Raw genomic sequence first — 12496 nt, 5'->3', positions numbered from 1 at the left:
TCTGGCGCCCAATTCCTAAACCTACGTTACGCCTCGTCCTTTCCAAGCCCTTCCAGCAAGGGCACGAACCGAACAGGCAACAGTTCGTCATATTCCAGCCCGGTCTCGGTTCTGGTGACCCGTATCAGGGTCTGAACCGCATCCGACTGCCCAACGGGCAACACCATGATACCGCCGATTTTGAGCTGCGCCAAGAGCGGGCCCGGCGGGTCCTCGGCTGCGGCGGTGACAATGATGCGGTCAAAAGGAGCCTGTTCGGGCAACCCAAAAGATCCATCTGACAGCATCGCCGTGATATTCGTCAGACCCAACTCGCGAAACAGCTCACCGGTTTCGCGTACCAGACGCTTGTGGCGTTCCACGGTGTAGACCCGCCGCGCCAGCTTGGACAGCACTGCAGCCTGATACCCCGACCCCGTCCCCACCTCGAGCACCTTGTCGCGCGGCGTGACCTGCAGCGCCTGCGTCATCAGGCCCACGACCGAGGGCTGGCTGATCGTCTGGCCGCATGCAATCGGCAGCGGCGTGTCCTCGTAGGCACGCTCGGCGAACAGGCCCCGCACGAACTTGCCGCGGTCGATCTGCTCCATCGCGTCCAGAACACGCGCATCCGTCACCCCGCGAGACCGCAGGGCGAACAGGAACTGCATCTTGGTTTCAGGGTCCAGTCCGGTCATTCGATCGTCTTCAACGCCTCCAGCGCATCATCGGCGGTCAGGTCGGCCCGCATCGGCGTGACCGAGATATAGCCGTCCAGGTTCGCCGCAGCATCCGTTCCCGGAGCCGTCGGGTTGTGCTGATAGCCCCCCTTGATCCACAGGAAACGGCGGCCCGAGGGCGAGCTGTGCGGTTCCACCCCAAAATGCGTGTCGCGTCGGAATCCCTGACGCGCGACGCGGGTACCAAGAACTTCATCGGCAGGCACCGGAGGGAAATTCACGTTGTAAAACAGGCGGTAGTCTTCCTGCGCGGGCGGATCAGCCTCAAGAATGCGTCGTACCAGGTCCGCTCCGAACCGCGTGGCGGCCTCGAACGGGTCGTCCAACCCAAGATTGCGCGGACCAAAATACTGCGACAAGGCGATCGCCGGAATGCCCTGGAGTGCTGCCTCCATCGCGCCGCCGATCGTGCCGGAATACAAAGTGTTCTCGGCCGAATTGTTGCCCCGGTTCACGCCTGAAAGAACCAGATCAGGTCGCGCGTCCTTCATCACGTCATGAAGCCCGGCCAGTACGCAGTCGGCCGGCGACCCTTCGGCCGCGTAACGACGCTCGCCCAGTTTGGCCACCATCATGGGATGGGTATAGCTGATGCAATGCCCGACCCCTGACTGTTCGAAAGCCGGAGCCACGATCCAGACCTCACCATCCGGGCCGGCGACATCCGCAGCAATCGCCTCGAGCGCGATCAGGCCCGGGGCGTTGATCCCGTCGTCATTTGTCAGAAGTATGCGCATTGCCTGCCTGTGCCCCCGCGTTTCGCCCTTGATAGACGGCCCCAAAGGATGCGGCAAGCGATGCCCCGGCGCATTCTGCGGCATTCGCGCACCACTCGCCGGGAAATCGACCGGTTGCGGCGTCTAGGCTGGAAAAACGAAGCAGCGATCCCGCCGGATGGTCAACCACATCACCCGGCCCGGATTGGGCACGAACACGTTCGGGACGGTCGCCTTGAGGATCGAGCCGTCATAGTCCATCCGAAACTCGATCAGGCTTTCGTTGCCCAGAAAGCGAGCGCGCTCGACCACGCCGCGGGCTGCAACGCCATCGGTCGCCGTCGGCAGCGGTCCCTTGCCATTGCGATCAAAGTCCAGCCGCACATGCTGAGGGCGGAAAACGATTTCGACGTCAGTGCCATCAGGAACACCCGGTGCCAGGAATTGACCAAATGGCGTTTGCGCCAATGCTCCATTCACCTGGGACTGCAACACATTGACATCACTAAAAAATGCCACGGCAGCCTTGTCTACGGGTCGGGTGTAGACATTGTAGGGCGCACCCTGCTGCACGATCTTGCCGCGGCGCATCAGTGCAATCTCGTCGGCCATGCGCATCGCTTCTTCGGGCTCGTGCGTGACCAGCAGCACGGCGGCGTCCTCTTCCTTGAGGATGGCGAGGGTCTCGTCGCGGATGCCGTCGCGCAGACGGTTGTCGAGGCCAGAAAACGGCTCGTCCATCAGCATGATCCGCGGACGCGGCGCCAACGCTCGGGCCAGCGCGACCCGCTGCTGCTCGCCCCCTGACAGTTGATGCGGAAACCCGTCGATATGGCGGATCAGGTCGACCTTTCTCAGCAACTCTTCGACACGTTCCCGTTTTTGCTCTTTGGCCCCCTTCAGGCCAAAAGCCACGTTGTCGGCCACGCTGAGGTGCGGAAACAAAGCGAAATCCTGGAACATCAGTCCGATCTCGCGACGTTCCGGCGGCACCCTGAACACCGTGTCACAGACCAACTTGCCATCGACGTAGATTTCGCCCGAGTCCTGCATTTCGACGCCGGCAATCATCCGCAACGTAGTGGATTTGCCGCAGCCCGACGGGCCCAGCAGACAGGTCACCTGCCCCGCCTGAACAGTCAGCGAGACATCATCCACCACCGTGCGCCCGCCGAACCGACAGACCAGATTGCGGATTTCCAATCGCGGAGGAGCTGTGTTGATTGCCACCGACGGACCCCAATTGCCTTTTCCCGATCAAATTCATCGGGCTTGCGCCGGGATAACAACCCCGCCCATCGGGCGCAAGAGAGGCGCTAGGTCAGCAGCTCGAACGGCACGCCCGCGCGGACCTTGCCGTTGACCTGAATCTCAAGCCTGTGCGGCCCCGGAACCAGCCGAAACGTGGTGGCGTCGCCCTTGAGTTTGTGACGCTTGCTCAGCCGCAGGCGGCCATCTGACAGATTGGCCTGCTTGAGCTTGTGAACCTTAGGTGAGATTTTCCCGCCAGGTCGCTGAAAATGCACGATATAGTCAATCAAGACCGGTTGATCATCAGGCCCTGAAACCGAGACGGTGAACTCCAGAACCCCGCCGATGCGGGCCTCGCCATTCACCGCAACATCCACCTCCAAAGGTGCGTCGGGATCGTAGCCCAGCAGCGCCATCGCCCCGTCATGGCCGGACTTGACCAGCCCGCGCAGCGCGTGTGCGGTGATCCACCGCATCTCGCCGGCCTCCTGCGCGCCCGAGGCATGCCACGCCTTCAGGCGGTTCGATGCCAAGTCGGGGTCTTTCTTGGTGATGTCGTTGAGATGGTTCGCCACCGACCGCGTGACATAACGCGTCGGATCCGAGTGCAACCGATCCAGCAGTGGCAGCGGGTCCGACAGGTCCAGCCCGACCGCCTGCCCCCAGGGCAGCCGCGGGCGCGTGCCTTCGGAGACCAGCCGCCGGACGTGATAGCTGGAATGCCCGCACCAGTCCTGCATCCGGTCCAGCACCAGATCGGGATGGCCGTTCAAGAATGGCCGGATCGCCCATTCCATCGAAAATCGCTGAGTGATCTCTGCAAGCACATCCAGCGCCACGTCGGGATGGTCCGCGCCGACCTGCGCCACCCACTCGCCCAATGGGGCAAAGATGAAGTCACCGAAATCGTCATCACTCAGGGACGGGTCCAGAGGCGGTGGCAACGCCCGAAGGATCACCGGGGCCACGTCGGGCACTGCGCCGGGAAAGGCCGTCTGCAAACAATCGGCAATCCACGCGATCCGCTGCTTCAGCTCCAGCTCCGGTAGGCGCGACATGACCCGAGCCTCGAACGACTCACCGTCAAAACCGGGGTCGGCCTGCGTGAACAGGCCGGCCAGGTAACGGGCCTTTTCCGCGTTGAACAGCTGATCCTTCAGCGAAAACCCCTGCGCCACGGTCACATCGTCAGGTTGGTCGCGCCACCATCCAGCAGGATGTTCTGCCCCACGATGAACCCGGCATGTTGCGAGCACAGAAACGCGCAAGTCGCGCCGAATTCCTGCCGCGTACCATAGCGCCGCGCCGGGATCGTGGCCGCGCGCTCGGCCCGTGCCTCGTCCAGCGAGATGCCCTTCTGCGCCGAAACCCCGGCATCCAGCGAGTCCGCCCGGTCGGTGGCATGAATGCCGGGCAACAGGTTGTTGATGGTCACGCCGTAGGGCGCAACCTGCCGCGCGGTTCCGGCCACATAGCCGGTCAGCCCCGTGCGCGCAGCGTTCGACAGGCCCAGCACCGCGATGGGCGCCCGCACAGATTGCGAGGTGATGTTCACCACCCGGCCCCAACCCTTGTCCATCATTGACGGCAACAGCGCCTTCATGAAGGCGATCGGCGTCAGCATGTTGGCATCCAGCGCCTTGATGAAATCGTCGCGATCCCAGTCGGACCACAGGCCCGGCGGCGGACCACCGGCGTTTGTCACAAGGATATCAACGCCCTGCGCGGCCTCGATCACCTGCGCCTGGCCTTCGGGCGTGGTCACGTCGCAGGCGACCGTCTGCACCTCGACACCGTAATCGGCGCGCAACCGGTCGGCCTGCGCCTCCAGCGCGTCAGGCCCACGTGCGTTCATCACCAAATCGACACCCTCGGCGGCCAGCGCCTCGGCGCAGCCCAGCCCCAAGCCCTTGCTGCTGGCACAGACCAGCGCGCGTTTTCCTTGTAGTCCCAGATCCATGTGATCCCCCCTGTCATTTGTTACCCGCATGTCTAGCACCGGCCAGACAGGGATGACCAGATTGGCGTCGGCAAATCAGTAGAAGAACTCTTCCCGCACGATCTTGCCGTTGACCACGTGATAGACGCCGACCTCGCGCATGTCGAAAGCTTCACCGCTTTCCTTCACCTTGCCCTGCACTTCAAAAATCACGGCAAAGCTGTTTTCACCATGCAGGAACGGGTCGCTGACCGACGCGCCCGAGACCTCGTGCGCGCTTTCCCACCAATCATGCTTGCCGCGGATGCCCTCGATGCCGTGGGTCTCGCGGCCCATGCCCTGCATGTCCATCGCCTCGACCGAGACGGCATCGGCTGCATACAACTTGTCCAGATTCTCCTTGGCGCGGTTTTCGCGGCAACCCGCCACCAGTTCCTGGGCGATTTCTTTCAAATTCATTGATCCACTCCATTATTTGTTCACTATATGTTCTTATTGGCATATCCACCTGATTCGAACCACCCCCTTTGTCTTGCCTCGGCAGGATTCCCCGCCTATACGCGCCTTCATGCTTGATACCGCCTCGAACCAACCCACCCTGCCGCCCGAGATCGCGCGGCGCCGGACCTTTGCCATCATCTCGCACCCGGATGCGGGCAAGACGACCCTGACCGAAAAGTTCCTTCTGTATGGGGGTGCTATCCAGATGGCCGGACAGGTGCGCGCCAAGGGCGAGGCACGGCGTACGCGGTCGGACTTCATGCAAATGGAAAAGGACCGGGGTATATCGGTCTCGGCCTCGGCCATGTCGTTTGACTATGGCCCCTACCGGTTCAACCTGGTGGACACACCCGGTCACTCGGACTTTTCCGAGGACACCTATCGCACGCTGACCGCCGTTGACGCCGCGGTCATGGTGATTGACGGGGCCAAAGGCGTGGAAAGCCAGACGCAGAAGCTGTTCGAGGTCTGCCGCCTGCGCGATCTGCCGATCCTGACCTTCTGCAACAAGATGGACCGTGAGAGCCGCGATACGTTCGAAATCATCGACGAGATCCAGGAAATGCTGGCCATCGACGTGACCCCGGCCAGCTGGCCCATCGGCGTGGGGCGCGATTTCATCGGCTGCTACGACATGCTGCGTGACCGGTTGGAACTCATGGACCGCGCCGACCGCAACAAGGTGGCCGAAAGCATCGAGATCAACGGGCTGGACGACCCCAAACTGGCCGAGCATGTGCCCGCAGAACTGCTGGACAAGCTTCTGGAAGAGGTCGAGATGGCGCGCGAATTGCTGCCTGCGCTGGACCCGCAGGCGGTGCTTGAAGGCCACATGACCCCGATCTGGTTCGGCTCGGCCATCAACTCGTTCGGCGTCAAGGAACTGATGGAAGGCATCGGTGCCTATGGACCGCAGCCGCAGGTGCAATCGGCCGAACCGCGCCAGATTTCGCCGGACGAGAAAAAGGTGGCGGGCTTTGTCTTCAAGGTGCAGGCCAACATGGACCCCAAGCACCGCGACCGGGTGGCCTTTGTCCGCATGGCCAGCGGCCACTTCAAGCGCGGCATGAAGCTGACCCATGTGCGCAGCAAGAAGCCCATGGCGATCACGAACCCGGTTCTGTTTCTGGCCTCTGACCGGGAACTGGCCGACGAGGCATGGGCCGGCGATATCATCGGCATCCCCAACCACGGCCAGCTGCGCATCGGTGACACTCTGACCGAGGGCGAGGCGATCCGCGTTACCGGAATTCCATCCTTCGCGCCCGAGCTGTTGCAGGGCGTGCGCGCGGGCGATCCGATGAAGGCCAAGCACCTGGAAAAGGCGCTGATGCAGTTTGCCGAGGAAGGCGCGGCCAAGGTGTTCAAACCCTCGATCGGCTCGGGCTTTATCGTCGGCGTGGTGGGCGCGCTGCAGTTCGAGGTGCTGGCCAGCCGGATCGAGCTGGAATACGGCCTGCCGGTGCGGTTCGAGGCCTCGCAATTCACTAGTGCGCGCTGGGTGTCGGGCGACAAGGCTGAGGTCGAGAAGTTCGTAAATGCGAACAAGCAGCACATTGCTCTCGATCACGATGGCGACATCGTCTATCTCACCCGCCTGCAATGGGACATCGACCGCGTGGTGCGCGATTATCCCAAACTGACGCTTACCGCGACCAAGGAAATGATGACCTGATGCTGACCCCGCCCCCCGCCAAAGCGACAGAGGCCGTCATCGCATGACCGCAGCCGGGCCGAGCTGGGGCATCGTCTCGACGGTGCGTGGATCGGCCCGCGACATTCTGAGTTTTGCGGCCTACCACCTGGATCTGGGCGCGGATCACCTCTACCTCTACCTTGATGAGCCCAACCGGCGGGCTTTTCGCCCCCTGCGCCGCCACCCCAAGGTGACCGTCCGCATCTGCGACGATGCGTTCTGGGCAGCGCGCAAACGAGACAAGCCCGAGCGCCACCAGGTCCGCCAGACCGTTCATGCGACCTTTACCTATCGCCACACCGATCTCGATTGGCTAGCGCATATAGATGTGGACGAGTTCCTGTGGCCCACGGCCCCCATCGCGGACTTGCTGGGCGAAGTGCCCGAAACGGTGCACGCGGTTCGGGTTCGTCCGATCGAGGCCCTGGCCTGCGGCAACGATCTCTACAAAGCGTTCATCCCCCAGGGCCCCGAACGCGAAGCGCTTGTCGAGACGATCTATCCAAACTACGGCGCTTTCGTTCTGGGCGGCTTTCTTAGCCACGTACAGGGCAAGCTGTTCGTGCGCACGGGGATGGAGAACCTCAATTATCGCATCCACAATCTGTTTCAGAACAAGGTCATCTTGCCCTGCAAGACCGAGATGCCGCAGATCGACCTGTGCCACCGCCACGCCCCGGATTGGGAGCATTGGTGGTCACACTATCGGTTTCGACTGGAACGCGGCTCGTACCAGCCCGGCATGGCTCCGAACGTACATCGCGATCGGGGCGGGTTGAACATGAACGAACTGCTCAGTTGGATCGAGGCCGAAGAAGGCGAGCAAGGTCTGCGCAAGTTCTTTGACGAACTCAGCGCCACCGACCCGCAGGTTCGCGCGCGCCTGCAGGAACGGGGCCTCATCAAGCACCGACCGCTTGATCTTGAGGAAAAGCTGCAGAAACACTTTCCCGGAAGCTGCTGAATTGTTGCACGAAATCGCCAGTGACGCGATGTAGCGGTATAGATGAAACTGTCTTCATTTGACCCTGCCACACCTTTTTGTTATGTCCGCATCCAAGCCGAAACGCGCATGGTGCGCATGGCCATCCGGGCCCGGCATTTTTCATACGCGCGGGCCAGGTCAGTGTCCGCATGAACCGGACATACATGACGAAATTCAACGATCTGAACCTGAACCCCAAGGTCCTCAAAGCTATTGAGGAAGCCGGCTACGAAACCCCGACCCCGATCCAGGAAGGCGCCATCCCACCGGCGCTGGAAGGGCGAGACGTTCTGGGCATCGCCCAGACCGGCACTGGCAAGACCGCCAGCTTTACCCTGCCGATGATCACTCTGCTGGCGCGCGGCCGCGCCCGGGCGCGGATGCCGCGTTCGCTGGTGTTGTGCCCGACGCGGGAACTGGCGGCGCAGGTGGCGGAAAACTTCGACACCTACACTAAGCATCTGAAGCTGACCAAAGCGCTGCTGATCGGCGGCGTCAGCTTCAAGGAACAAGAGGCCCTGATCGACCGCGGCGTCGACGTGCTGATCGCCACGCCCGGCCGTCTGCTGGACCATTTCGAACGTGGCAAGCTGCTGCTGACCGGCGTGCAGATCATGGTCGTGGACGAGGCTGACCGGATGCTGGACATGGGGTTCATTCCCGATATCGAACGCATCTTCTCGCTGACGCCCTTTACCCGGCAAACGCTGTTTTTCTCGGCTACCATGGCGCCCGAGATCGAGCGGATCACCGACACGTTCCTGTCCGCCCCGGCCCGGATCGAAGTGGCCCGTCAGGCCACCGCGTCCGAGACCATCGAACAGGGTGTCGTGATGGTCAAAGGCGGCCGCCGCGACCGTGAGGGCAGCACCAAGCGCAAGGTCCTGCGCGCGCTGATCGATGCCGAAGGTGACAAATGCACCAACGCCATCATCTTCTGCAACCGCAAGACCGATGTGGACATCACCGCGAAATCGCTCAAGAAATACGGCTATAACGCCGCGCCGATCCACGGCGATCTGGACCAGTCGCAGCGGATGAAGACGCTGGACGGGTTCCGCGACGGCTCGGTACGTCTGCTGGTGGCGTCTGACGTGGCCGCGCGCGGGCTCGACATTCCGTCGGTCAGCCATGTGTTCAACTTCGACGTGCCCAGCCACCCCGAGGACTATGTGCACCGCATCGGCCGCACCGGCCGCGCCGGGCGCGAGGGCAAGGCGATCACCATCTGCTCGGCCCGCGATGAAAAGGCGCTGGATGCGATCGAGAAACTGATCCAGAAGGAAATCCCGCGTCTGGACAACCCGGTTCAGGCCGAACGGGCCGAGGCCGAGGACAAAAAGCCCGAAAAGAAATCGCGCGCCTCGACCCGCAAGGACGAGGTCAAGAAGGACAAGCCCGCCAAGGACGCCGCGTCGAACGACAAACCTGCCAAGGAAAAGCGTGGCAAAGGCCGTGGACGTCGCGACGATGGCGGTCCGGCCGTCGTCGGCATGGGCGATCACTTGCCCAGCTTCATCGCACTCAGCTTTGACGAACGCCGCGCGGGCTGACCCGCCTGCATGGCAAAAAGTTCAGAAGGCGCACGGACCTCCGCGCGCCTTTTTTTGCATCTCAGATCGCGGCGACCAGGATCAGGATCGAAAGGCCCAGCAGGACCATCCCCGCAATCTCGCGCTGGGTCACCGTCTCGCGGAACACCAGAACCGAGGCCATGAGGCTGAAAATCAGCTCCACCTGCCCCAGCGCTTTGACGTAGGCTGCGTTCTGCAGGCTGAAGGCCCAGAACCAGCAGAACGACCCGCCCAGGCTGGTCAGCCCGACAAAGATACCGGTGCGCCGCGTGTCCCACACCGCGCGCAGCTCGGCCCGGTCGCGCCAAACCAGCCACAGCGCCATAGACAGGAACTGGATCGAGACCACGACCGCCAGCGTCACCAGCGCCCGAAACCAGGCCTCGCCATCGCCCAGTTGCAGCGACGCGCCGCGATAGCTGACCGCAGAAAAGGCGAACAAGACGCCCGATCCCAACCCCAGTTGCGAGGCGCGGTTGGTTAGGTGACGCCACCACGCCCCACTGCCGCCCGGTGTTTTCGACAACAGGAGAACCGCCAGCAGCCCCAGCAGGATGGCCCCGAACGCACCGGTTGAAACCCGGTCGCCCAGCACGACGAAACCGACGATTGCGGTCTGGATCACCTCGGTTTTCTTGAAGGTGATGCCGACGGCAAAGTTGCGCTGTTTGAACAGCGCCACGACGCAGATCGTGGCAAGGATCTGGGACAGCCCGCCGATGGCGGCATAAAGCCAGAACAGAGGCGGCAGCGCCGGCAGCGGCAGACCGCTGAGCCGGATCGCTCCTGCCAGACCCAGCAGCACCAGAGGCATCGAGTAGGCAAAGCGCGCAAAGGTCGCGCCGGTCGCCGACAGCTTCACGCTGCTCAGCGATTTCTGCAGCATGAAGCGCACCGTCTGAAAGGTGGCGGCGGCCAAGGTTACGGGAATCCACAAACTCATGACTTCCCTTCTGTCGTCAAATCAAGGTTTTGGCCAGAGCGGATGCGCCACCGGATCCTTGGCGCGCCAGATATACTGCCGGAAAACCTGCCCGTAGGAACGATAGACATAGGCCTCGTTGCAGGCCAGATAGCGCTCTTTCCCTCGGCGATAGAGCGCGGGCAACCGATACCATGGCGCCGCCGGGTTCATGTGATGAACGACGTGCAAGTTGTTGTTCAGAAACAGAAAGGCAAGCGGCCCTCGGTCTTCGACAATCACCGTGCGGGCGCGCGACTTTTCGTGCGCGCGGTGTTCCAGAAAGGTGCGGATCTTGACCAGCGAAAGTCCCAGATAGGCCGAAAGGACAAAGGCCCAGACCGGCATCGCTGATTGCGCCACGACCCACAGAACCACCGCCACGCCGAGCAGATGGAAAGCCCAGGCTAGCCAGATGTCGCGGTCCCCGCGCACCGCACCGCGCCAGTCGTCGCGCAGAAAAGCCAACTGGCCGATGATCGGACCCAGCGCCATGCGCCCCGACAGCGTGTTGTTCGCCTGATAGACCCACCGCTGCCACCGCGGCAGCCTGATCCAGACCGCCGGGTCCAGATAGTTGGACTCCGGATCGTCATAGGGGTCGGTCAGGTTGGCATCCTGATGGTGCGCCAGATGCAGATCGCGGAAGCGGTTGTAGGGGATGAACAGGGTCAGCGGCAGCGCCATCAGCGCCTCGTTCAACCACTTTGCACGGAACGGGTGGCCGTGCAGCGCTTCATGCGTCAGCGAAGAATGCAGCGCCGCGACGACACCCATCATCGGCACCGCCAGCCACAGCGACCACGCCGCCACGCCGAAAATCGCAATCAGCCAAAGGGCATAGCAGGCTACGATCAGGGCAAAGGTCGGCCATTCGGGGGATTTTGGGGTGGTCGCCTCAGCCATGCCGCCCCCAAGAAATTCCGGCCCAGATGCGTTCGTAAATCACGTAGAGCGTCAGCCCGATGGCCGTGTTCACCACCGCCAATACGCCTCCGACGGCGGCCGAGCCGGTGGCGATCAGCCCCACCACGGTCATGACCGCAAGGCCCATCGCATTCCAAATGATTGCCTTCACGACAGATCTTCGCCGCGTTTCCATTCCGGTCCCCAGTCTTTTTTTGGTTTTCACATAAGCGTTACCTGCCGCCGGCCCTGTCGAGAATTCCGAATATGATTAACAAATCTCAGCGACCGTGATATTTATCATCACATGCAGGAAAATTTCGACAAACGAGACCGCGCCGCGCAGTTCCGCCTGCGCCTGGCCCGCGCGATGGACCAGCGGAAGATGAGCCAAAGCGCACTGGCGCGCACCATCGGGGTCGATCGCTCGACCGTGTCCCAGTTGCTGACCGATACGGGCGCGCGCCTGCCCAACGCCCATGTGGTGGGCAGCTGCGCCTCGGCTCTGGGGGTGTCGGCGGATTGGCTGCTCAGCCTGTCGGACCGACCCGAGAGCGCGGCCGAGTTGCTGGCCAGTTCGCTGACCATGACCGAGGCCCCCCGCGCGCTGGTGGACGAACGCATATTTGAATGGCACCAGCAGGCCGCGGGCTACAAGATCCGCTATGTTCCGGCCACCCTGCCCGACATGCTGAAAACCCGCGCCGTGCTGGAATGGGAATACGCGCCGCATCTGGGCCGAACCGCTGACCAGGCCATCGGCGCTTCCGAGGACCGCCTGACCTGGATGCGCGGTGCCCAGTCTGACTATGAAATCGCCATGCCGCTGTACGAGATTCACAGCTTTGCGCATGGCACCGGCTATTATGACGGGCTGCCCCTGAATGAGCGGCTGGACCAGATCGATCACATGCTGGAGCTGTGCGAGCAGCTGTATCCGCGCATGCGCATCTACCTGTTCGATGCCAAGCGACTCTATTCCGCGCCGGTCACCATCTTTGGTCCGCTGCTCTGCGTTTTCTATGCAGGCAGCCATTACATGGCCTTCCGCGACCGGGACCGGATCGAGGTTTTTACGCGCCATTTCGATACCTTGGTCCGCGAATCTGATCTTACTGCCCGGCATTTTCCGACCCATCTTCGCCAGCTGCGCGCGGCCATTTCGGCCGGGTAACGCCAGTCCACGGGTGCAATTTCCCACCTGATCCCCTATATTGAGGTGCGCGAAAATCCGAACGATCCGACCCA

The 12496-nt window shown here is 62.5% G+C and carries 13 protein-coding genes; 4 read left to right on the top strand and 9 right to left on the bottom strand.

Annotated elements, in window-relative coordinates:
* Nucleotides 1-26: 26 nt before the first annotated feature.
* The 6 genes from ACR0BA_RS02325 to ACR0BA_RS02300 form a co-directional block, all read right to left on the bottom strand.
* Nucleotides 27-677: a protein-L-isoaspartate(D-aspartate) O-methyltransferase gene (locus ACR0BA_RS02325; RefSeq protein ID WP_170338827.1), complete on the bottom strand. Its 651-nt coding sequence runs from the start codon at nt 675-677 to the stop codon at nt 27-29.
* Nucleotides 674-1456, bottom strand: a complete 783-nt coding sequence (gene surE / locus ACR0BA_RS02320; RefSeq protein WP_480726261.1) for a 5'/3'-nucleotidase SurE — start codon at nt 1454-1456, stop codon at nt 674-676. Before surE ends, ACR0BA_RS02325 begins: the two co-directional genes overlap by 4 nt.
* 123 nt (nt 1457-1579) lie before the next feature.
* Nucleotides 1580-2665 carry an ABC transporter ATP-binding protein gene (locus ACR0BA_RS02315; protein ID WP_170338320.1) on the bottom strand — a complete coding sequence of 362 codons (1086 nt, stop codon included), beginning with the start codon at nt 2663-2665 and terminating at the stop codon, nt 1580-1582.
* Nucleotides 2666-2751: 86 nt separating this feature from the next.
* Nucleotides 2752-3864 (bottom strand): hypothetical protein, encoded by a 1113-nt coding sequence (locus tag ACR0BA_RS02310; RefSeq protein ID WP_480726259.1) that lies wholly within the window; start codon nt 3862-3864, stop codon nt 2752-2754.
* 2 nt (nt 3865-3866) lie between these two features.
* Nucleotides 3867-4646 (bottom strand): SDR family oxidoreductase, encoded by a 780-nt coding sequence (locus ACR0BA_RS02305; protein WP_170363330.1) that lies wholly within the window; start codon nt 4644-4646, stop codon nt 3867-3869.
* 75 nt (nt 4647-4721) lie between these two features.
* Nucleotides 4722-5084, bottom strand: coding sequence for a nuclear transport factor 2 family protein (locus ACR0BA_RS02300; RefSeq protein WP_093962268.1), 363 nt, complete (start codon nt 5082-5084; stop codon nt 4722-4724).
* A 109-nt stretch (nt 5085-5193) separates the two neighbouring features.
* Between ACR0BA_RS02300 and ACR0BA_RS02295 the strand changes: the two genes are divergently transcribed.
* From ACR0BA_RS02295 to ACR0BA_RS02285, 3 genes are all read left to right on the top strand, one after another.
* Nucleotides 5194-6801: a peptide chain release factor 3 gene (locus ACR0BA_RS02295; protein WP_170338819.1), complete on the top strand. Its 1608-nt coding sequence runs from the start codon at nt 5194-5196 to the stop codon at nt 6799-6801.
* A 43-nt stretch (nt 6802-6844) separates the two neighbouring features.
* Nucleotides 6845-7786, top strand: coding sequence for a glycosyltransferase family 2 protein (locus ACR0BA_RS02290; RefSeq protein WP_480726257.1), 942 nt, complete (start codon nt 6845-6847; stop codon nt 7784-7786).
* Between the two features lie 185 nt (nt 7787-7971).
* Nucleotides 7972-9360, top strand: a complete 1389-nt coding sequence (locus ACR0BA_RS02285) for a DEAD/DEAH box helicase (protein ID WP_480727445.1) — start codon at nt 7972-7974, stop codon at nt 9358-9360.
* 61 nt (nt 9361-9421) lie between these two features.
* Here ACR0BA_RS02285 and ACR0BA_RS02280 read toward each other — a convergent pair whose 3' ends face one another.
* The 3 genes from ACR0BA_RS02280 to ACR0BA_RS02270 are packed head-to-tail and all read right to left on the bottom strand — an operon-like array spanning nt 9422 to nt 11444.
* Complete coding sequence (locus tag ACR0BA_RS02280; protein WP_480726256.1) at nt 9422-10324, bottom strand: EamA family transporter; 903 nt, start codon at nt 10322-10324, stop codon at nt 9422-9424.
* A 21-nt stretch (nt 10325-10345) separates the two neighbouring features.
* On the bottom strand, nt 10346-11248 hold the full coding sequence (locus ACR0BA_RS02275; protein ID WP_480726254.1) for a fatty acid desaturase: 903 nt from the start codon (nt 11246-11248) through the stop codon (nt 10346-10348).
* A complete protein-coding gene (locus ACR0BA_RS02270) occupies nt 11241-11444 on the bottom strand; it encodes a DUF2061 domain-containing protein (RefSeq protein WP_149774534.1) in 204 nt (67 codons plus the stop codon). Before ACR0BA_RS02270 ends, ACR0BA_RS02275 begins: the two co-directional genes overlap by 8 nt.
* 111 nt (nt 11445-11555) lie before the next feature.
* On the opposite strand from ACR0BA_RS02270, the gene ACR0BA_RS02265 reads away from it, so the two are divergent.
* Nucleotides 11556-12422: a helix-turn-helix domain-containing protein gene (locus tag ACR0BA_RS02265; protein WP_480726253.1), complete on the top strand. Its 867-nt coding sequence runs from the start codon at nt 11556-11558 to the stop codon at nt 12420-12422.
* Nucleotides 12423-12496: the final 74 nt, after the last annotated feature.

It is taken from the genome of Ruegeria sp. CI5, assembly GCF_056536885.1.
This window is presented reverse-complemented; position numbering and strand designations above follow the sequence as displayed.